The sequence below is a fragment of the Rheinheimera muenzenbergensis genome, assembly GCF_036984005.1.
GTDB classification, from domain to species: Bacteria; Pseudomonadota; Gammaproteobacteria; order Enterobacterales; family Alteromonadaceae; genus Alishewanella; species Alishewanella muenzenbergensis.
Map to the genome: position 1 here is coordinate 229,441 of NZ_JALAAR010000001.1, position 19,868 is coordinate 249,308.

At 50.1% G+C, this 19,868-nt stretch carries 19 protein-coding genes and 1 other RNA gene; 8 read left to right on the forward strand and 12 right to left on the reverse strand.

From position 1 onward, the window contains the following. Positions 1-316: 316 nt before the first annotated feature. Complete coding sequence (locus tag MN202_RS00995) at positions 317-1,207, forward strand: BrxR family helix-turn-helix transcriptional regulator (protein ID WP_335734216.1); 891 nt, start codon at positions 317-319, stop codon at positions 1,205-1,207. Positions 1,208-1,214: 7 nt separating this feature from the next. On the opposite strand, the gene MN202_RS01000 is transcribed toward MN202_RS00995, so the two are convergent. The 9 genes from MN202_RS01000 to MN202_RS01040 all read right to left on the reverse strand — a co-directional run bounded on the left by MN202_RS01000 (position 1,215) and on the right by MN202_RS01040 (position 11,921). Further along, a complete protein-coding gene (locus MN202_RS01000; protein ID WP_335734217.1) occupies positions 1,215-1,562 on the reverse strand; it encodes a hypothetical protein in 348 nt (115 codons plus the stop codon). Positions 1,563-1,732: 170 nt separating this feature from the next. Beyond that, positions 1,733-2,569, reverse strand: coding sequence for a hypothetical protein (locus MN202_RS01005; RefSeq protein WP_335734218.1), 837 nt, complete (start codon positions 2,567-2,569; stop codon positions 1,733-1,735). Then, positions 2,569-3,753: a hypothetical protein gene (locus tag MN202_RS01010; protein ID WP_335734219.1), complete on the reverse strand. Its 1,185-nt coding sequence runs from the start codon at positions 3,751-3,753 to the stop codon at positions 2,569-2,571. The genes MN202_RS01005 and MN202_RS01010 overlap by 1 nt, the downstream gene beginning before the upstream one ends. A gap of 423 nt (positions 3,754-4,176) precedes the next feature. Beyond that, the gene (gcvP, locus tag MN202_RS01015; protein WP_335734220.1) at positions 4,177-7,068 is read right to left on the reverse strand and encodes an aminomethyl-transferring glycine dehydrogenase; all 2,892 of its coding nucleotides are present in this window, start codon (positions 7,066-7,068) and stop codon (positions 4,177-4,179) included. Between the two features lie 105 nt (positions 7,069-7,173). Beyond that, positions 7,174-7,560, reverse strand: a complete 387-nt coding sequence (gene gcvH / locus MN202_RS01020) for a glycine cleavage system protein GcvH (protein WP_335734221.1) — start codon at positions 7,558-7,560, stop codon at positions 7,174-7,176. Between the two features lie 56 nt (positions 7,561-7,616). Then, complete coding sequence (gene gcvT, locus MN202_RS01025; RefSeq protein ID WP_335734222.1) at positions 7,617-8,696, reverse strand: glycine cleavage system aminomethyltransferase GcvT; 1,080 nt, start codon at positions 8,694-8,696, stop codon at positions 7,617-7,619. A gap of 184 nt (positions 8,697-8,880) precedes the next feature. Further along, positions 8,881-10,104, reverse strand: coding sequence for an FAD-dependent monooxygenase (locus MN202_RS01030; RefSeq protein WP_335734223.1), 1,224 nt, complete (start codon positions 10,102-10,104; stop codon positions 8,881-8,883). Next, positions 10,105-11,280, reverse strand: a complete 1,176-nt coding sequence (gene ubiH, locus MN202_RS01035; protein ID WP_335734224.1) for a 2-octaprenyl-6-methoxyphenyl hydroxylase — start codon at positions 11,278-11,280, stop codon at positions 10,105-10,107. It lies immediately after the preceding gene. After that, a complete protein-coding gene (locus MN202_RS01040; protein WP_335734225.1) occupies positions 11,280-11,921 on the reverse strand; it encodes a UPF0149 family protein in 642 nt (213 codons plus the stop codon). Before MN202_RS01040 ends, ubiH begins: the two co-directional genes overlap by 1 nt. A 135-nt stretch (positions 11,922-12,056) precedes the next feature. On the opposite strand from MN202_RS01040, the gene ssrS reads away from it, so the two are divergent. From ssrS to serA, 4 genes are all read left to right on the forward strand, one after another. Next, positions 12,057-12,241, forward strand: a non-coding RNA gene (gene ssrS, locus MN202_RS01045) — 6S RNA. 64 nt (positions 12,242-12,305) lie between these two features. After that, positions 12,306-12,896, forward strand: a complete 591-nt coding sequence (locus MN202_RS01050) for a 5-formyltetrahydrofolate cyclo-ligase (RefSeq protein WP_335734226.1) — start codon at positions 12,306-12,308, stop codon at positions 12,894-12,896. A gap of 245 nt (positions 12,897-13,141) precedes the next feature. Continuing rightward, entirely contained in the window at positions 13,142-13,798 is a 657-nt protein-coding gene (gene rpiA / locus MN202_RS01055; RefSeq protein ID WP_335734227.1) for a ribose-5-phosphate isomerase RpiA, read from the forward strand. A 90-nt stretch (positions 13,799-13,888) separates the two neighbouring features. Further along, a complete protein-coding gene (serA, locus tag MN202_RS01060) occupies positions 13,889-15,115 on the forward strand; it encodes a phosphoglycerate dehydrogenase (protein WP_335734228.1) in 1,227 nt (408 codons plus the stop codon). Between the two features lie 45 nt (positions 15,116-15,160). Here serA and MN202_RS01065 read toward each other — a convergent pair whose 3' ends face one another. The 3 genes from MN202_RS01065 to MN202_RS01075 all read right to left on the reverse strand — a co-directional run bounded on the left by MN202_RS01065 (position 15,161) and on the right by MN202_RS01075 (position 16,483). Further along, positions 15,161-15,553, reverse strand: coding sequence for a DUF2750 domain-containing protein (locus tag MN202_RS01065; RefSeq protein ID WP_335734229.1), 393 nt, complete (start codon positions 15,551-15,553; stop codon positions 15,161-15,163). A 71-nt stretch (positions 15,554-15,624) separates the two neighbouring features. Further along, the gene (locus MN202_RS01070; protein WP_335734230.1) at positions 15,625-16,053 is read right to left on the reverse strand and encodes a YqaA family protein; all 429 of its coding nucleotides are present in this window, start codon (positions 16,051-16,053) and stop codon (positions 15,625-15,627) included. A gap of 10 nt (positions 16,054-16,063) precedes the next feature. Beyond that, the gene (locus MN202_RS01075; protein WP_335734231.1) at positions 16,064-16,483 is read right to left on the reverse strand and encodes an MAPEG family protein; all 420 of its coding nucleotides are present in this window, start codon (positions 16,481-16,483) and stop codon (positions 16,064-16,066) included. Positions 16,484-16,622: 139 nt separating this feature from the next. Between MN202_RS01075 and MN202_RS01080 the strand changes: the two genes are divergently transcribed. The 3 genes from MN202_RS01080 (at position 16,623) to MN202_RS01090 (ending at position 19,837) form a co-directional block, all read left to right on the forward strand. After that, positions 16,623-17,216, forward strand: coding sequence for a thymidine kinase (locus MN202_RS01080; protein ID WP_335734232.1), 594 nt, complete (start codon positions 16,623-16,625; stop codon positions 17,214-17,216). 3 nt (positions 17,217-17,219) lie between these two features. Further along, complete coding sequence (locus MN202_RS01085) at positions 17,220-18,236, forward strand: MJ1255/VC2487 family glycosyltransferase (protein ID WP_335734233.1); 1,017 nt, start codon at positions 17,220-17,222, stop codon at positions 18,234-18,236. A gap of 80 nt (positions 18,237-18,316) precedes the next feature. After that, positions 18,317-19,837 (forward strand): diguanylate cyclase domain-containing protein, encoded by a 1,521-nt coding sequence (locus MN202_RS01090; protein WP_335734234.1) that lies wholly within the window; start codon positions 18,317-18,319, stop codon positions 19,835-19,837. The last annotated feature ends 31 nt before the right edge of the window (positions 19,838-19,868 follow it).

Here is a 19,868-nt window from a genome sequence, read left to right on the forward strand (position 1 = left end):
GTTGTTGGGTAGCGCTTGAACTCATTTTTTCTTCCCTTGTTCGAGAATTCCCTTTCGTTGCATCTGCGACACTCTCACCTGTTGTTGTGATGTCTTAAGCAGCGACATGTCATCCCTTGTTGAATATCTTAGACAGTTTCTAAATTCACGCCATACTGTGCAAGCATTCAGTGTACATTTTTCAAGCATGTTTTCGTTAAGCATTGATATTGTTGTTTCCCTGCTGATGCCTTTGCTTTAAGTTTGTCGATAGCAACGTGATACGCAAAGCTACACATACGAACGCTTTGGATACAGATAAATGGGAAACATAGACATGAAAAACAGGGATGGCGTTGGAACAGAAGTAAAAGAAGGCTGGCCAATACGCTGGGAGCTGTTAATGCGCTACCGGCTAATTGAAATTGTCGCCCTTTGGGAAGGCCGCTTAACCACGAATCATCTTTGCAACAGCTTTGGCATTGCTCGCCAGCAAGCGTCGAAAGATATTAATGGCTATTTACGTGACATAGCACCCGATAACTTGGTGTATGACAGCAAACTTAAAGGCTATAAGCCCTCTGCGGTTTTTACACCCAAAGTCACCAGTGGCCTGGCTGATGAATACCTGCATGCCCTGGCCAGTATTAAAGACTTTGCCCACACTTTCAGCCAGCTGGATTTAGGCTTTGCCCATACTGAAATGCTAACGCCGCCACTGCGCCAGGTGAACCCGGATATTCTGCGTGCGCTGGTACAAGCGGCCCGTGATGGCAAAAAGATAGATATGGGTTATGTATCACTAACCTCACCAGATGAAGAGAGCAGGATCATCGCCCCGCACACTCTAGTATGTACCCCACTTCGTTGGCACGTGCGTGCCTACTGCGAAAAGAACCGTGAATATCGCGATTTTGTCTTAAGCCGGTTTCGCGGCATAAATGGCATCGAAGGCGATGCCGAGATGACAAAAGAGCAGGATGAACGCTGGAATACCAAAATCGATATCGTGCTGGTGCCGGACTCGCGATTAAGCGATTATCAAAAAGCTATTATTGCCGAAGATTACAATATGGCTGATGGCAAACGTGTTATCTCGGTACGCTCGGCGTTGGTGCCTTATGCCGTGCAGGCGCTAAACCTGGATTTAGCCAAAATAGAAGCGCGCGCAGAGGCGCAGCAAATTATGGTGGCAAATTTGGATGAAGTTAAACGGCATGCGTTTTGAGATGCCGTTAACTCGCATTCTTGTAAGCTGACAACGGAATACTGCCATCGCTTAACCATTCAACGCATAACTGACCAGCTTCGATTAGCAACCGCCCTTCCCGGTTTGGCCGGATTCGGCGTAGTTTGCGCTGTTCAACCAAGGTATCCAGCAATTCTAAAATAGCGCTTTTTGCACCCAGCTTTTTCAGCATCACGTTATCAGCTTTGGCTAAGTGCCATGCGGTCGCAGTTAGCATAGGCGAATCCGCTTCAGCCAAAAACATAATGCTGCCGCTGAGTTGTTGTAATTGTGGGTAGTTGTGACGCAGTGCTTCCAGGCACTGCTGCTCAAGCAGGATAACATCTTGATCCATAGCTTTTCTCCTTAGGCTCTGTTTCAGTGTAGCCAGATTAGCGGCTAGCAACAGCTCTGAACAGTGAGGATATTTCTGATGTGTACGCTAAGCATACGGATGCCAGATTTCATATTTTGTGTCAAATAAAGAGCATGGTTGGATACTACTTTTAAAAACCAAAGAGCGCTTCACCCTTGCACGTTTTGAATTGAAACATAGTCCACATCAGGTCCGACATGCAGCCGCAGACTTTTCACGATATTAAGCTGGGCTTTGTCGGCATGCTGCTGCCAGGACTTTTCGCTAGAAACATCTACCTGATGTTTAAAACTCAATGCCAGGTAGTAACGTTTATCCAGCGGCAGGCAGTAGTGATCTGTGCGGGTAGCGCTCTCTCCCCTCTGCTCCTGATAAAACACCCAGTCAAACCCATGCATTGAGACAACTTGTGCCGGCTTTAGCGGTGGAAAGCCGAAACTCTGAATTTGCAAACGGGCGTGCTCTTCCAGCCTGTCTTTTCTGCCAGTAGCCCCGCGTGACGCGGCTTCTTCCGCTTCTTCCTCCAGTTTCTTTCTTTGTTGCGTATTCCAACCCAAACCCTGGCTGTTGCCCTCCGGGCCAATCACCTCTGAATTGTAGTGTGCATCGTATTCATCTGTTACATGCTGCGCCAACTCGTCTCTGTTTAATGCATTAACGGTATCAGGTACTTTTTTGATTTTCAGCTGCAACCAAAGCACGCCATACTCGCCGCCGTCGAACCGCACAACGGGTGCCAGATAGCACCAGCCTTCGGTATGAATATGAACGCCGTAATGATGCCAGTCTTGCTGAGCATTTGCTTCAAACCAACCTTGCGCCCGGAACGGAAAGTTAATCTGCTTGGGTTGTTCTTGCGAGGCAATATTTGAGTAAGGCAGCATCAACTCCAGCCGGTATTCTTCCAGAGCGAATGTGAGTTTATGCAGCTTGCTAAAATCCGGGCCTCCGGCAAAGCCCTGCCACCAGTTTTTGAGCAACTGCATCAGCTGTTGCCAACATGTTTGTTGATGTAACGCTGCACCTGTGCTGCCTTTTTATGGTTACCAAACATCCGTAATTGCTCTTTGTAAGTTTCAATACCCAGGTACGGTAATGTATGTGGGCTGACGCCGGGCTCGGAGTCTCTACCAAACACCAAACCGCAAAACTTAATACTACGGCATAAGCTGCTGGTCGATAAGTCGTTACCGCCGGCCAGATTAGGCACTAGATCAAACGGGTTATTCCTGACCGCTACTATTTTCATTCCCAGCCCAGTGGCCAATTGCGATAGCTTCTCGACATTTGCACCACTGCCATGCAAAGCCAACTGCTGAGACGTTAATCTGCCGCCGTAGTTTGCCCGATAATGCAGTAACGCAGCATTAAATATGATAGCGCCCTGACTGTGCGCTACCCACTTTATCGCTTTTCCACTTTTTTGCGCATGAGACAGTATCGCCGCCAGATGCTGGGCGTTGTGCGATTTGGTTCTGCTGAGTTTATCAAACACACATTCGGCAAGGTCTAACTTCCAGCCGTCACTTGGGTTATGAAACAGCGTGTAACCGGTAATGCCATCTGCGCTGTATGCGGCTTGCGCATGCACACCCATTAGCCAGGCAGCTTTATTAAGTTCATTTTGCATGCCATTAACGGCAGCATGCTCAGTTTGTATATGCGGCACTGCTTCTCTTGCGATCCAGGCACCAGCTAATGTTTTAATACCGTCGCTGGGTGTCGGGCCGTTATAGTTGGCACTGCTTTCACGACTAACGTTGTATAGTGTGGTGCGTTCGTTGGCGATATTTCTCTTAGTACCAAGTACGTTCCTGTCGAAGTAGATGTCGTCAATGACAACCTGGCAAGCGCCATTAGTTTTATACTCAAGCAAATAGTGATAACTGCGAAATGGATAGCGTGTGCGATAAATTCGGCGAAACGGATTCAGACTGTGCTTTGTCGAATAGGTAGAGCTGGGGTAGCGGGTAACATAGTCAATTTCTTTCATGACCTGTTGCTGATCGTAATCATTAAGGCTGGCCAGCATTAACAGTGCCTGATGAGTCAATTGCCAGTTATTGTTCAGATACTGAGACGGTAAACGGATACCGTGTTCCTGTGCCAGATTCTTATCTAAACCGCTATGATTAAAAGCCTGAACTTTACCTGTGTGCATCCAGCTCATTTGTGAACTCCCTTTAGATTGTGCTCCCGGAAGATAGCACACAGATAAAAACATTTAAATCACAAATAAGCTCATTTAGTTAACATGAAATAAGCGGGGAGATCAAGGTTTAGTCTTTCCATTACTGCTGTACGGTTCAATTCCTTACACATACACTGCATGTAAGCTACTAATATAAAAGGGCCTTTCGGCCCTTTTATTAGGATTTTCGTTTAGTCACAAACTTAATTACACGCTGACAATGGGTACTCTACGGGCATAGCCCCGACTAAACGATCACCACCTCCATAGGAGGTGGTTTAAGGCTGACAACAAAAAGCCCACTAAAAGTGGGCTTTAACTTTTAAACGACTTATTTCCGTTAAACGACTTATTTAATCCCATTAAACGACTTATTTCATGGGATCAATAAATACTAACCGCTTAGCGATACGCTTCCGGGCTTGGGCAGGCGCAGATCAGGTTACGGTCGCCGTAAACGTCGTCGATGCGGCTGACGGTTGGCCAGAACTTGTTCTCTGCCACGTAGGCTACCGGGAAGGCGGCGTACTGGCGCTCGTAGGCGCGATCCCAGGCCGGGTCGAAAATGTCTTGCATGGTATGTGGTGCGAACGCCAGTGGGTTGTTGTCCACTGTCCACTCACCAGATTGCACCTTAGCAATTTCGGCACGGATGGTGCTCATCGCTTCAATAAACTTATCCAGCTCGGCTTTGCTTTCTGATTCTGTTGGCTCAATCATCAGGGTGCCGGCTACCGGGAAGCTCATTGTTGGCGAGTGGTAACCAAAGTCCATTAAACGCTTGGCAATGTCCATCTCGGTAATGCCGCTGGCTTCTTTTAACGGACGAATGTCGATAATACATTCGTGCGCTACCCGGCCGTTAGTGCCGCGGTACAATACCGGGAATAACGGGTCGAGCTTTTTCGCCATGTAGTTAGCATTTAAAATGGCGTATTCGGTAGCCTGTTTTAAGCCGTCAGCGCCCATCATGGCAATATACATCCAGCTGATTGGCAAAATGCCGGCGCTGCCAAAAGGCGCGGCCGATACAGCACCGTTGCTTACGCCGGTGCCGTCAATTTTAACCACGGCATGGTTAGGCAGGAATGGCGCTAAATGGCTTTTCACGCCAATAGGCCCCATACCCGGGCCGCCACCGCCGTGTGGAATACAGAACGTTTTGTGCAGGTTTAAGTGCGATACGTCTGAGCCGATAAAGCCAGGTGAGGTTACCCCTACCTGCGCGTTCATGTTGGCGCCGTCCATGTACACCTGGCCGCCATAGCTGTGTACGATGTCGCACAGCTCACGGATACTTTCTTCAAATACACCGTGGGTAGACGGATAGGTAACCATGATAGCAGCTAAGCGATCGCCTACTTCAGCCGCTTTGGCTTTTAGATCGCTCATATCGATATTGCCGCGCTTGTCGCACTCTACCAGTACCACGTCAAAGCTGGCCATTGCTGCTGTTGCCGGGTTAGTCCCGTGCGCCGATACCGGAATTAAGCAGATATTACGGTGCGCATCGCCACGGCTTTCGTGATACTTACGGATGGCCACTAAACCGGCGTATTCACCCTGTGCACCCGAGTTAGGCTGCATTGAGATATTGTCATAGCCGGTGATGTTTACCAGCCAGTCGCCCAGCTCGGTTATCATTTCGTAGTAACCATCAGCCTGATCACGCGGTACGAACGGGTGCAAGCTGGCAAATTCCGGCCAGGTGATCGGGATCATCTCGGCGGTCGCGTTTAGCTTCATGGTGCATGAACCTAACGAGATCATCGAGTGGTTTAAGGCTAAGTCTTTGTTTTCCAGCTTCTTGATATAACGCAGCATCTCAGTTTCACTGTGATACTGGTTAAACACCGGGTGGCCCAGCACGCTGTCGGTACGGGCTAAATCAGCCGGAATAGACTTACTGCCGTTGGCTACAATAGCGCTGTCCAGTGCATCGACGCTTAAACCATGTCCAGTACCCAGCACTATATCAAACAACTGGGCGATATCCGCACTGTTGCTGGCTTCGTTAAAGCTTACCGCCAGGCAGTCGGCCATATCGGTGCGCAGGTTTACACCGGCAGCTAAAGCACGGCTGATGACAGCAGCGCGGTCAGCCACACTGAAGCTTACCGTATCAAACCAGTGTTGATTTTGCAGCTTAACGCCTTTAGCCGTTAAACCGGCTGCGAAAATATCAGCACTGCGGTGTATACGCTGAGCAATGTTTTTCAGGCCTTGCGGACCGTGGTATACGGCGTAGAACGAGGCGATGTTGGCCAGTAATACCTGGGCAGTACAGATGTTAGAGTTGGCTTTTTCGCGGCGGATATGCTGCTCGCGGGTTTGCATTGCCATACGCAGGGCGCTGTTGCCACGACGATCTTTGGATACCCCGATAATACGGCCCGGCATAGAACGCTTATAGGCATCGCGGGTAGCAAAAAACGCTGCGTGTGGGCCACCAAAGGCCATAGGTACGCCAAAGCGCTGCGCCGAGCCCAGCACCACGTCGGCACCTAATTGACCAGGTGATTTTAACAGCATCAGAGCCATCGGATCGGTTGCCACGGCAACGATAGCTTTTTTCGCCTGCAGCGCAGCAATTAAGGCGCTGTCGTTACGAATATCGCCGTTAGTGGTTGGGTACTGAATTAAGGCACCAAACACATCATGGCTGTCGGCTTCTGCCGCCTTACCCACCACGATGTCAAAACCAAACATTTCGGCCCGGGTTTTTACCACGTCGATAGTTTGTGGGTGTACATCGTCGGCAATAAAATACAGATTAGATTTGCTTTTGGTTACCCGTTTGGCAAGTGCCATGGCTTCGGCAGCAGCAGTCGCTTCATCCAGCAACGAGGCGCTGGCCAGCTCCATACCGGTTAAATCCAGTGTCAGCGTTTGGAAGTTTAACAAGGCTTCTAAGCGGCCCTGGGCAATTTCTGGCTGATAAGGTGTATAGGCCGTATACCAACCCGGGTTTTCCAGCACATTACGCAAAATAACATTTGGCGTTAATGTTGGGTGATAGCCCATACCAATGTAAGATTTGAACATCTTGTTCTTGCCGGCCACCTGCTTTAGGTGTGCCAGCGCATCGGCTTCAGAGCGGGCCTGGCCTGTCGACAATGGCTTAGGCAGGCGGATATCCGCCGGAACGGTTTGTGCAATCAGCGTTTCCATGCTGTCAACGCCCAGCTCGCTTAACATAGCGGCGGTTTCGGCAGCGTCAGGGCCAATATGGCGCTGAATAAATTCTTCGTGGTTCGCAAGTTGCGACAGGGTTTTCACAGCGGAGTTGGTCATGCCTTGAATGTCCTGATAAGGTTTAGTTGTTACTAAAGTTAAGCCCCGTGGCTTGGTAACTCATTTGTACGGGCACGGGGCTTAAACGGACTTTTAGAAGCGGGCTTACTCGTCGATAGAGTTTTTATAGCCTTCGGCGTCTAACAGGGCTGACAGCTCAGCTTCGTCAGACACTTTAATTTTAAACATCCAGCCATCTTCGTACGGGCTGCTGTTAACCAGCTCTGGCGAATCCGTTAAGGCTTCGTTGACTTCAACAATTTCGCCCGACAGTGGCGCATAAATATCAGAAGCCGCCTTTACTGACTCAGCTACCGCGCAGTCATCACCCTGAGTTACCGAAGCGCCGACTTCCGGCAGTTCAACAAACACCATATCGCCCAACAGGCCCTGTGCATGCTCAGTGATACCGACGGTGAAAACACCGTTACCCTCATCGCGTGCCCACTCGTGGCTGCTGGCGTATTTTAACGTGTTAGGAATTGAGCTCATTGTTTAATCCTTAGCTGGCGTTCTTAATTAGTTTAGTTTTTAAACATTAAAACAGTTTAGATGACTTTTTTGCCCATGCGCACAAAAGCCGGTTTTACCACTTTTACCGCTACCATCTTACCGCGGATATCAACTTCAGCAGTGTCACCTACTGTCGCTGGCACCCGTGCCATGGCAATACTAAAGCCCAGCGTTGGCGAGAAAGTGCCTGAGGTAATTTCACCCTCACCGCCTTCTACCACTACGCGCTGGCCGTGACGTAATACGCCTTTGGCTTCCATCACCAAACCCACCAGCTTAGCGGTACCCTGAGCTTTATGCAGCTCTAACGCTTTGCGGCCGATAAAGTTGCGCTCTTCCGGCGCCCAGGCAATGGTCCAGCCCATATTGGCGGCTAACGGCGATACAGTTTCGTCCATATCCTGGCCGTATAAATTCATACCAGCTTCTAAACGCAGCGTATCGCGGGCGCCTAAACCAGACGGTGCTACACCGGCGTCCAGCAGTTTTTGCCAAAAATCAGCGGCTTGCTCGTTGGGTAAGGCAATCTCGTAGCCGTCTTCACCGGTGTAACCGGTAGTGGCAATAAATAAATCACCGGCCTGTACGCCAAAAAACGGCTTCATACCAGCAACGGCGGCTTGCTGCTCGTCGCTTAACAAGGTCGCTACCTTGGCTTTGGCATTGGGGCCCTGTACCGCAATCATGGCAAACTCCGGCCGTTCTGTAACCGTTACGTTAAAGGCCGCCGCTTCTTTATTGATGTGAGCTAAATCTTTTTCACGGGTGGCGGAATTCACCACCAGACGGAAGAAATCTTCCTGCAGGAAATACACAATTAAATCATCAATTACGCCGCCGGCTTCATTTAGCATGCCGCTGTACAGCGCTTTACCCGGCACAGTCAGCTTAGCGACGTCATTGGCCAGTAAATAACGCAAAAAGGCGCGGGTTTGGGCGCCTTTTAAGTCAACAATTGTCATGTGAGATACATCGAACATACCGGCGTCACGGCGCACGGCATGATGCTCTTCAATTTGAGAGCCGTAGTTGATCGGCATATCCCAGCCAAAGAAGTCGACCATTTTGGCACCGGCTTCCAGGTGCTTGCCATGTAACGCAGTTTGATTAGCCATTGTTATATCCTGCTTAATGTAAGGCCCGCCTGCGCTGTACAGCGCCACAGCCTGCTTTTTAACAGCTTATGCAGTGTTGGCGGATAAAAAGGCGACCGGATTATAACGCAAGGTGATGTCAGCAAACAGCCCCTGATTGATTAGTTTTTGTAATGCGACAACTACAATAACTAAAAAAACTAACTCAGACTGACACCTTATAACGGGATGCCGGCCGCGCCAGTTTTGGCAAGTCGCCACTGTTGCCAAGGGCTTGCGCGATGATCTGGCTTTTCAGCCAGGGCAATTTGTTCATGCCTGTCATGCCAACAGCTCTTACCAGCTTTAGTAATGGCTGCGAATTACTGAAACCACGTTTGAACACTTCCATGGCCGCGATCAGCGTTTGTGCTTCCGCCTTGCGCCAGCGCTCATATTGGCGCAGCAGCCGCTGCTCACAAAAGTCCTGGCCGTCTTCAATGGCTTGCGTTATTAGTTCTGCTAATGCAGCAACATCCATCAGGCCCAAATTCATACCCTGACCGGCCAACGGGTGTATGCTGTGCGCAGCATCGGCAACCAGTACCGTGCGGCCTTGCAGCCAACTGCTGGCATAACGCATGGTTAAAGCAAAAGCTTTTGGCTGGTTATGTAGCTGCAGCACACCCAGCACACTGTTACTGGCTGCAGTCAACGCCTGATTAAAGCCCTGCTCGTCCAGTGCCAGCAGCTGAGCGGCACGCTCTGGTTTACAACTCCAGACAATTGAACACTGTTTTGCTTGTGGCAGCGGCAGCAAGGCCAGTGGCCCGTCGGGTAAAAACACCTGCCGCGCCACATTATTGTGCGCCTCGGCAGTATTAATAGTGGCGACTATGGCTTGTTGCTCGTAATCCCAGTGCGTCAGCGGCAACTGCATGCTGCTGCGCACCATAGAATTTATGCCATCAGCGCCTACCAGCAGCCGGCTTAGCAATAATTGCTGCTGGTTTATGTTTACAAGCACCTCGCGCTCGCTCTGCACCAGGCTTTTAATGCTGCAGTTAAATTCAAACTTAACATTCGGCAGTTTGTGCAGTTGTTGATACAACGCCAGGCGAATTTGCTCGTTGTCGCAAATATACCCCAGCGCGGCTACGCCTTCGCTGCTTGCATCAAAGGCTATGCGGGCAAAGCTGTCGCTGTCCCACACCTGCATCTGTGTATAGGGTGCGGCCGACGCTGCAATGGGCTCCCAGGCGCCAAGGTGGCTAAGCAAACGCTGGCTGGCCAAATTAAGCGCACTGACACGTTGATGGCTTACTTTGCTAAGATCCGGCGCACTGCCCTGCTCCAGCACGACTATGCTCAGGTTTAACGGCGCCAGCAGTGCTGCCAGCGTTAAACCGGCGCTGCCAGCGCCAACTATGGTTATATCAACATTTTGCATTTAGCTGCGAAACCCCATTGCCTGTTCGGCCAAAGGCCGTTTTAACTCATCACATAAACTCATGGCGACCAGGCCGGCATTGCGCGCCAGTGCCACCAGGCGTGAGCGGTTAGAAAATAGCCGCACCAAAGCATCGGTTGCCGTGCTGACAGTTGCAATATCCTGACTACGCTGCTGCTGATACGCCCGCAGCATAGCGTAACTGCCAATGGCATTGGGCTGCGCCTGCAGCTGCGCTACCAGCTGGGCAATATCACGCAGCGCCAGGTTAAAACCCTGGCCGGCTATCGGGTGTAAATTATGTAAGCTGTTGCCAAGCAGCGCCACGCGATGGCGCACTATATCGCCGCTTAACCTTAAACTAAGCGGATAACAGGCCCGCTTGCCAACGCCGGTAAAAAGGCCGGCACGATAACCAAACGCCTGCTGCACCCGGGCTAAAAAAGCGGCGTCGTCTAACTGCATTAATGCTAAAGCATCGTTATCGGTTGCGGTATACACCAGTGAGTAGCGCTGCTCAGTAAGTGGCAGCAAAGCTATAGGGCCATGTTCAGTAAAACGTTCAAAGGCCCGCTGCCGGTGCGGCTCACTTAACGCCAGATTGGCAATAATGGCATGCTGGCCATACTGACGCTCGGTAACGGTAAATCCTGCCAGACTGCGGCTTGGCGATAACCCACCTTCGGCAATGACCAGCAGTTTTGCGCTAAGCTCAGTGCCGTCATTCAGGCCAATATGCTGAACATCAGCCGACGCATCTAAGCGGCTGATAACATTGGGCGCAAAATGTGTAATTTGCTGCTTTTGCGCCAGCTTCTGCGTTAGTAACGCGCCTAAATGCTCAACTTCTAACACATAGCCCAGTGCATCCAGCTGATACTCATCGGCGCTTAAGCTGGTTTTGCCGGCATGGCCACGATCCGACACCAGTATTTGTTTAATAGCGCAGGCTTTGGCTTTTAATTCTGGCCACAGTTGCCACTGCGCCAGCAGCTGGCAGCTGGCTGCAGCCAGGGCAATGCTGCGGCTATCAAAACTAACCTGGCTTACCGGTTCGGCCTGCTGCTCAATAATGGCAATACTCAGGCTGGGCAAGGCCTGCAGCAAGGCGTGCGCCAGAGTACTGCCGGCCATACCGCCACCGGCAATCACCACATCAAACTGGTTAGTCGTCATCAATGCAAGGTCTTATTGCTAACAGGACGGGCACTAAACTTTTGCCCTACCTCAGTAAAACAGGCCAGTACCATAATACGGATATGCTCAAGCACCAGAAAATACGCTTCGTCATTTTCGTCAGCACTGCCATCGTCAGTGGTGTAAATATCTATTTTGGTGACATCGGTCAGCTGTTCCAGCGCCTCGCGCACATCAGCCGACACCAGCGATAAATCGGTTTGTACTATGGCAAAGCCGACCAGAAACGCCTGAGTCCACTCAATCATGGCCTCCAGCCGCTCGGGCAGACTGTCGTCATCGCCTGGCAGCAGCAAGGCAAAACTAAAATCATTTTGCTTCAGTTCTTTATTGGTGTGCTCTATCAGTTCCAGCACATCCGCTTTTACCGACTGCGGCAAGGCCTGGCCGTCATTTAAAAAGTCGTGCAACACTGGCAACATTTGCTCGCCAGCCGGCTCAACCCCGGCACTTAGCAAGCCTGCGATCAGGCCATGCACCTCAGCTGCAGAGGCCAGCACAAAAGCTTGCTCAAGCCTGTGGCTCCATTCATCATAAGTCAGTAAAGTCTCGCCGCCCATACCTAAACACGCCCGTTCTAAAATTACTTTAATGCTACCACCAGCAGCGAGTTGCGCCAACTTTAGCAGCACAAAAGCTGATACAGCACAAAGCGTAAACAAAAGTTGCTGTAAAACCATGCAACTAGCACTAATCACCGTAAAACTGCGACGGATAGACATATACAGCGAGCAACGCAGTGTTATACTTAGGCCTGTTCTCTGAGTTGTTAGTGATCAGATAGATGTCCCTGAGCCGATAATTGTTTTTACCCAGGGATTCTTCTGCACTGCCAGTGTGCAAGCCCGGCCCGTACCGGGAAGCCTGAGGCAGTCATCTGACTCCCGCCTTGAACCTATGGTTCAAGGGCTAATATCAGACACGGCAATTTGGAGAACCTCTTTTCTTCTGCCCCGCTTCGGGCATACTAGCCGGTACTTTTTCCTGTAATCATTGTAATTGCCGTGCCAACTAAAACCGAACAACGCAAACTATTACGTCAGCACATTCGTCAATTACGGCAACAACTCAGCCCGGCTGTGCAGCAGCAAGCTGCCACAGCTTTAGCCACACAGGTGCTGGCGTTACCGCAATTGGCCACCTGCCAGCATATAGCGCTGTATTTAGCCAATGATGGTGAGCTGGATACCCTGCCGCTGATTCAGGCGCTGTGGCAACTGGGCAAAACCCTGTACCTGCCAGTGTTACATCCGTTTGCTGCGGGTTACCTTGTATTTGTGCAGTATCAGCAGCACACACGGCTGTATCCTAATAATTTTGGTATTGCTGAACCTTTACCTGAATGCCACCGCCTGGCGCCCGTTAAGCAACTGGATATGATTTTCACACCGCTGGTCGCCTTTGACGCAGCCGGCAACCGCCTTGGTATGGGCGGCGGCTTTTATGATCGCACTCTGGCGCAATTGCCAACCGACAGCCATTGCCAGCTTATTGGCCTGGCGCACGCCTGCCAGCAAGTTGACGACTTGCCCTGCGAAAGCTGGGATATTCCGTTACAGCAGATTATTACGCCGGAGCAAGTGTTAAAGTTTTAAGTTTCTCAAAGCTCATAGTATAAAATCCGGCCACAATACCCGCTCTGGCTCGGCACAGCAACTCGCTCTAAAGCCTGCGGCAGGGCTCAGACACTCTGTGCCGACCAGATCGCGTTTCTGGCCTCCTCAATAATGTGCAATTTAAAACCAGCAACAGTTTTCGCCTTTTTCTGCTTTTGCCCTTTTGTCGGCAAGGCCTTTCGATATAATATCCGTCTGTATGGCTAAATGACTTTGGATCTGCAATGACACAAGATGAAATGAAAAAAAACGCCGCCTGGGCCGCATTAGAATATGTGCCACGCCACACTGTTGTAGGTGTTGGCACCGGTTCGACCGTCAATCATTTTATCGATGCGCTGGCCAGCATTAAGCATGAAATTAAAGGCGCCGTGTCCAGTTCGGTACAATCGACTGCAAAGCTCAAAGCGCTGGGTATCGAGGTGCTGGATTTAAACAGCATCGACAGCTTTAGTGTGTACGTTGATGGCGCCGATGAAATTAACGCAGAAAAACATATGATAAAAGGCGGTGGTGCAGCCCTTACCCGGGAAAAAATTGTTGCCGCCGTCGCCGATACGTTTATCTGTATCGTAGACCAAAGCAAACAGGTCGAAGTGCTGGGTAAATTTCCGTTACCGGTTGAAGTTATCCCAATGGCCAGCAGCTATGTTGCGCGCGAGCTGACAAAACTGGGCGGCCGGCCAGTACTGCGGGATGGGGTTACCACCGACAATGGTAATGTCATTCTGGATGTGCATGATTTAGCCATTAGCCACCCGCTGCAAATGGAGCAGCACATTAATAATATTGTCGGTGTGGTAACCAACGGCATTTTTGCGCAGCGTGCTGCCGATATGGTGCTGGTTGGCACCAGCGCCGGCACTCAGGTTATAAAATAACAGCTTAAGTAAATAACAGCAGGGCCCACGAAAATATAATAAAAATAACAATAACCAATTGATTTTTTTTAATTTAATGAAGAGAGTGACATGGAAAAATTTTCGCTGGCCAAAGACAAGATAAAAATATTGCTACTGGAAGGCTTGCACCAAAGTGCTGTGCAAAGTTTTAAAAACCAGGGCTACAGCAATATTGAATATTTAAAAACCTCACTGCCGGAAGAGGAACTGATAGAGCGGATTAAAGACGTGCACTTTATCGGCATCCGCTCACGTACCCAACTGACAGAAAAAGTATTGGATGCCGCCGGTAAACTGGTCGCTATCGGCTGTTTTTGCATTGGCACCAATCAGGTTGACTTAACTGCGGCATTAAAGCGTGCCATTCCGGTATTTAATGCGCCATTTTCTAACACCCGCTCGGTAGCGGAATTGGTGCTGGGGCAAATTATAATGTTGCTGCGGGGTATCCCACAGCGCAACGCTGCGGCCCATCGCGGCGAATGGCAAAAAACCGCCAACAATTCGTTTGAGGCCCGCGGTAAAACCCTTGGCATTATCGGTTATGGCCATATCGGCACTCAGTTAAGTATCATGGCCGAAAATATCGGTATGCGGGTGCAATTTTATGACATCGAAGACAAGTTGGTATTAGGCAACGCCACCCAGGTAAATTTTGGCACTCTGCTAAAAACCTCAGATGTGATCAGCCTGCATGTGCCGGAAACAGCGCAAACCAAAAATATGATTGGCGAAGCAGAGCTGGAGCTGATGAAACCTGGCAGCATTTTAATTAATGCCTCCCGCGGTACTGTGGTTGATATTGATGCATTAACCGACGCGCTACGCAGCAAAAAACTGGCCGGCGCGGCTATTGACGTGTTTCCGGTCGAGCCCAAAGGCAACGATGAAGAGTTTATTTCGCCACTGCGTGAGTTCGACAATGTTATTTTAACGCCGCACATTGGCGGCTCAACCCAGGAAGCACAGGAAAATATCGGCTTTGAAGTTGCCGGTAAACTGGTGAAATACAGCGACAACGGCTCTACCCTGTCAGCAGTTAACTTTCCGGAAGTGTCGCTGCCTGAACATAAAGACCGCTCACGTTTGCTGCATATTCATAAAAACCAGCCTGGCGTGCTGACCAAGATCAACGAAGCCTTTGCCAAGCACAATATCAACATTGCCGGCCAGTACCTGCAAACCAATGCCGATATAGGTTATGTGGTAATTGATATCGATTCAGACGATGTTGAACAGGCACTAAACGAGTTAAAAGCGATTCCTGGCACGCTACGCGCCCGTGTATTGCACTAAGCTAATACCAATAAAGCAAAAGCCCGCTAATGCGGGCTTTTTTACTTATGCGTCGTCTTGCATTTCGTTAATCAAGGTTTCGGCCAGCTCATCCGGCAGTACTACTACGCCCGGGCCGTCTGTGTCTGGCAACACCGCAATCGCCAGTTCGTCGCCGTTTAAGCCTGAAGTCCACTTATCCAGCCAGGTATCCACATCTACCGCTTGTGCAGTACAATGTGACCACTCGCCTTCAATCCACTGCTCAGCCAGCTCGGCATGTGGCCAAACCGGAATACAACGCTCGTCTTCTGCGCTTACCAGTACGAAGCCATCATCATCTACCAAAATCCAGATTTTCTCCAGATCGGCCACCGCCTGCACAAAGTAAGCGTAACGCTGTTCGGCGTCTAAAGTGGTAATGCGGTTAAGTTCTTCAGCGGTTAATTGGTATTCCATAAAATAGTCCTGTTATGCGGCCGATAATGCGGCTAATGATGACGGATCTGCGGCCTTTTTACCAATGCTAATTATGTCAGGGCGGCATTTCCCAGCCAGATTAACAAGGCATAACGTACCGCTTTACCCAACAGCACCAGCAGCAAGAACGGTATAAAAGGGATTTTCATTACCCCGGCTACCAGAGTTAACGGGTCTCCCACCACAGGCAGCCAGGCAAATAACAAACTTAGCTTACCAAAACGGCCAAATTGCTGCTGCGCCGCCGCTATTGCCCTCGCTGACACAGGAAACCAGCGCTTATGCTGAAAATCAAGCAGCCGTAAGCCTAAATACCAGTTAACGCAAGAGCCCAATGTATTACCGGCGGTAGCGGCAACAAACAACCACAACGGCGTATAGCCTTGCGCCAACAGGGCCAACAGCAATGCCTCACTGGAGGCCGGAAACAAAGTAGCAGCAATAAAGCCGCTGCCAAACAGCGACAAATACGCCAGCATTAGTTAGCGCTTACGCGGCCAGTACCTGCCACACCAGTCGCAGCCATATAACCCATAGCACTACGCAGCCAAGTAAAAACACATTAAAGCGCAGCCGTACCTTGTTACTGCCAACATGCACCAGGGTATGCACTACCCTTAACAGCACAAAGGCTGCACCTAAGCCAACATAAATCACATCGGCAACACCCAACTGCAGGGTAAACAGCACGCTGAATAAATACAGCATCGGCATTTGAAACTGATTATCGAAATTGCGGCTGGTGGCAATAACCTGCTCGTTGGCGCCGGTTAAATTCATGGTGCGAAATGCCGACAGAGAAATTTCTTTGTTTTTTGCCGCCGCAATGCGCCGACGTCCCATCAACACCATTACCACGCTGGTTAGCAATACCTGCACGAACACCGGCAGTAAAATAAATTTTTCCATATCAGGCTCCTTATTAATTGCTGCAGAGCTTAATGCAGCTGCAATAAAGTTACCAGCGTCTTAATTCTGTCATCTGAGGCCTTTATATTTTATCCGTTGTTGTTGCTATACTGCGTGGTCTTTTTTCTAAGGTGACGCCATGGCGCAATTATATTTTTACTACTCGGCGATGAATGCCGGTAAATCGACCTCTTTACTGCAAAGTGCTTATAACTATCAGGAAAGAGGCATGACAGTGGCTATTTACACTGCTGCCCTGGATAACAGGTATGGCCTGGGCAAAGTGAGCTCGCGAATTGGTTTGGCCATGGACGCGCACGTCTTTAACGCCGAATTTGACTTTGTCGGCCACGTGCAGCAGCTAAAAGCGCAAGGGAAGCTGGATTGTGTGCTGATAGACGAAGCGCAGTTTTTATCCAAAGCCCAGGTGCGCCAGCTTACCAATATTGTTGATGAGCTGAATATACCGGTGCTGGCGTTTGGCCTGCGTACCGACTTTTTAGGCGAAACCTTTGCCGGCAGTGAAGCACTGCTGGCCTGGGCAGACAAACTGATAGAGCTGAAAACCATTTGTCATTGCGGCCGCAAGGCCAATTTTGTCGTACGGTTGGATGCGCAAGGTAAAGCCGCTACCGCCGGATCACAAGTGCAGATTGGCGGTAATGAAAGCTATGTCTCTATGTGCCGGGCGCATTTTAAAGCCCTGGTGTGGCAGGATACTAACAAGGAATAAACAATGAAAATTCTCTATGGTGTGCAGGCGACAGGTAATGGCCATATCAGTCGGGCCCGCGCCATGGGGAAGTATCTGGCAAAAGCGGCAGTGCAGGTAGATTATTTGTTTTCCGGCCGCGACGCTGCACAGCTGTTTGATATGCAGCAGTTTGGCCAGTTTCAGGTAAAGCGCGGCCTGACCTTTGTTACTGAAGCCGGCCGGGTAAATTACTGGAAAAGTGTACAACAAGCCTCATTGCGAGAGTTACGCCAGGATATCAACAGCCTGGATGTTAGTAGCTATGATTTAGTTATAACCGACTTTGAGCCTATAACCGCCCATGCTGCCCGTCGTGCCGGCAAGCGTAGCGTTGCCATTGGCCACCAATATGCTTTTTTGCATGCTATTCCACAGTGCCACAATAACGTCGTTACCCAGATGGTGTTTAAACATTTTGCGCCGGCGCAGATGCAACTTGGCCTGCATTGGCATCATTTTAACCAACCGATATTGCCGCCTATAATCGACGAAGAACCTCTGGATGTGGCGATACAACCACAACAGGTGCTGGTTTATTTACCCTTTGAAGATCAGCAGCAGGTGCTTAAGTTGCTAAAGCCGTTAACCGGCTACCAATTCTGCGTTTATGGTCCTGGCCTAGCCATAGATAGCGATGGCCATATCAGCACACATCCGCCGGCGTTAGCGCCATTTAAAGCCGATTTAGCCAGCTGCAGCTATGTGCTGAGCAATGCAGGTTTTGAGCTGATAAGCGAAGCCCTGCAGTTGGGCAAAACCATTATGGTTAAACCGCTGCAAGGCCAGATGGAACAACAGTCTAACGCGCTGGCGCTGACACAGCTTAAGTTGGCACTAAGCACAGAGCAACTAAGCACCGAAGTGATAGCGCAGTGGCTACAGCAGCCACATTCACTAAACCAGGTGCAATATCCCAACGTTGCCAGCGCTATCTGTGACTGGTTACTTGCTGGCTGTAATACCGATGTCAGCGCACTAAGCCAAAAACTGTGGCGATAAACTTCGCCACTTCGTTAGCTACATTTTGCCAAGCTGATTAAACCCGTTATAGTTAAACCATAATTGCTTTCGGGTTGGCTATGACTGAACAAACCTCGGCCCCGCACTTCTGGGCACTAATTGATGTACTGCCTTTGGCCGTGCTTTACAAAGAGCAGGCCAGGAAAGCCGTTTTCGCCAATCAGGCCGCGCTCAGGCTATTTGGCTTACCGGCGCAACAAAACCTGTTATCGCTTAGTGATATTCAACAGCTACCGCTCAATACTGCCGATAGCGATCAGCCCTTCAGCTTGCTGCAAAACCCGTTATTGCTGGCGCTGAGTGGCACTGAGCTGTGTCAGCCGCTTAGCATTGCCGGGCAAAAACTGATGCTGCAAAGCAAGGTTATCTCCTTATCGTTTACCTTGCACAGCAGTGTAGTGATCAGTTTATGCAGCAGTAGCCTGACACAACAGCGTTTACCAGCGGCCTCAGACAGTAACCAACTGCTGGCAGAGCTGCAGGAGGCGCTGGCATTTGACAAGTTAATTTCACTTATCTCCACTGAACTTATTAATGTAAAAGCCAGCAAGTTAGACCAACATATCGAGGATGCATTGGCAGCGGTAGGTGAGTTTTGCCATGCTGATCGCAGCTATATTTTTCTTTTTAATGGCGACGGCAGCATGATGAGCAACACCCATGAATGGGTGCGCGAAGGTATACGCGCTCACAAAGACAACCTGCAACAAATTCCGCAGCCGGCGCTGCCCTATTTTTTTAATATTATTAAACAGGATCTGGTATTTGCCGTTGATGAAGTGGCTAAACTGCCGCCGCAAGCCAGCGCAGAAAAACAAGAATTTGAAGCCGAAGACATTCAATCAGTGTTGTGCTGCGCTATGCAGGCTGAAGACAAGCTGCTGGGTTTTGTCGGCTGCGATATGGTGGCGCGCCAACGCAACTGGACCAGTAATGACTTACGCCGCATGAAACTGGTAGGTGATATGCTGGCTAATGCCCTGCAGAATGTCAGCTACCGCCAATCGCTGCAACAGGTTACTGAACAACTGCAACAGGCCAATGCTCAACTGCAGCAACAGGCGCATCAGGATGGATTAACCGGCATTGCTAACCGGCGCCATTTTGATCAGCACCTGGAGCAGGAACTGCAACGCGCCAGCCGCCATCAACAACAACTGGCATTACTGATGCTGGATATCGACTTCTTTAAAGCTTACAACGATCACTACGGCCATCAGGCTGGTGATCAGGCCCTGCAGCAGGTTGCCCAACTGCTGCAACAGCAATGCCGCCGTCAGGGCGAGCTGGCAGCGCGTTATGGCGGCGAAGAATTTGCCATTATTTTACCGGGGGCCGGCGAAAAAGAATGCCACACTATTGCAAAGCGTATCCAGCGCGATCTCAAAGCCCTGGCCATAATGCATCAGCAATCGGCAGTCAGCTCACTATTGACGCTAAGTGTAGGCTTTAGCAGTATTTGGCCAACCCAGGACCATAGCGCTGACAGACTGATTGCCAAAGCAGACAAAGCCTTGTATCAGGCCAAAGCTGCCGGGCGTAACAGCATTTATCACCTCAGTGATGTCGTGACAAGCTGACAGAATAAAAAAAGGGTAGCTACGCTACCCT

What these genes read in the sequence shown, in the direction of transcription:
- MN202_RS00995 (WP_335734216.1), top strand. Translation starts at nt 317, where the DNA reads ATGAAAAACAGGGATGGCGTTGGAACAGAAGTAAAAGAAGGCTGGCCA.
- MN202_RS01000 (WP_335734217.1), bottom strand. Translation starts at nt 1,562, where the DNA reads ATGGATCAAGATGTTATCCTGCTTGAGCAGCAGTGCCTGGAAGCACTG.
- MN202_RS01005 (WP_335734218.1), bottom strand. Translation starts at nt 2,569, where the DNA reads ATGCAGTTGCTCAAAAACTGGTGGCAGGGCTTTGCCGGAGGCCCGGAT.
- MN202_RS01010 (WP_335734219.1), bottom strand. Translation starts at nt 3,753, where the DNA reads ATGAGCTGGATGCACACAGGTAAAGTTCAGGCTTTTAATCATAGCGGT.
- gcvP (WP_335734220.1), bottom strand. Translation starts at nt 7,068, where the DNA reads ATGACCAACTCCGCTGTGAAAACCCTGTCGCAACTTGCGAACCACGAA.
- gcvH (WP_335734221.1), bottom strand. Translation starts at nt 7,560, where the DNA reads ATGAGCTCAATTCCTAACACGTTAAAATACGCCAGCAGCCACGAGTGG.
- gcvT (WP_335734222.1), bottom strand. Translation starts at nt 8,696, where the DNA reads ATGGCTAATCAAACTGCGTTACATGGCAAGCACCTGGAAGCCGGTGCC.
- MN202_RS01030 (WP_335734223.1), bottom strand. Translation starts at nt 10,104, where the DNA reads ATGCAAAATGTTGATATAACCATAGTTGGCGCTGGCAGCGCCGGTTTA.
- ubiH (WP_335734224.1), bottom strand. Translation starts at nt 11,280, where the DNA reads ATGACGACTAACCAGTTTGATGTGGTGATTGCCGGTGGCGGTATGGCC.
- rpiA (WP_335734227.1), top strand. Translation starts at nt 13,142, where the DNA reads ATGACACAAGATGAAATGAAAAAAAACGCCGCCTGGGCCGCATTAGAA.
- serA (WP_335734228.1), top strand. Translation starts at nt 13,889, where the DNA reads ATGGAAAAATTTTCGCTGGCCAAAGACAAGATAAAAATATTGCTACTG.
- MN202_RS01065 (WP_335734229.1), bottom strand. Translation starts at nt 15,553, where the DNA reads ATGGAATACCAATTAACCGCTGAAGAACTTAACCGCATTACCACTTTA.
- MN202_RS01070 (WP_335734230.1), bottom strand. Translation starts at nt 16,053, where the DNA reads ATGCTGGCGTATTTGTCGCTGTTTGGCAGCGGCTTTATTGCTGCTACT.
- MN202_RS01075 (WP_335734231.1), bottom strand. Translation starts at nt 16,483, where the DNA reads ATGGAAAAATTTATTTTACTGCCGGTGTTCGTGCAGGTATTGCTAACC.
- MN202_RS01080 (WP_335734232.1), top strand. Translation starts at nt 16,623, where the DNA reads ATGGCGCAATTATATTTTTACTACTCGGCGATGAATGCCGGTAAATCG.
- MN202_RS01085 (WP_335734233.1), top strand. Translation starts at nt 17,220, where the DNA reads ATGAAAATTCTCTATGGTGTGCAGGCGACAGGTAATGGCCATATCAGT.
- MN202_RS01090 (WP_335734234.1), top strand. Translation starts at nt 18,317, where the DNA reads ATGACTGAACAAACCTCGGCCCCGCACTTCTGGGCACTAATTGATGTA.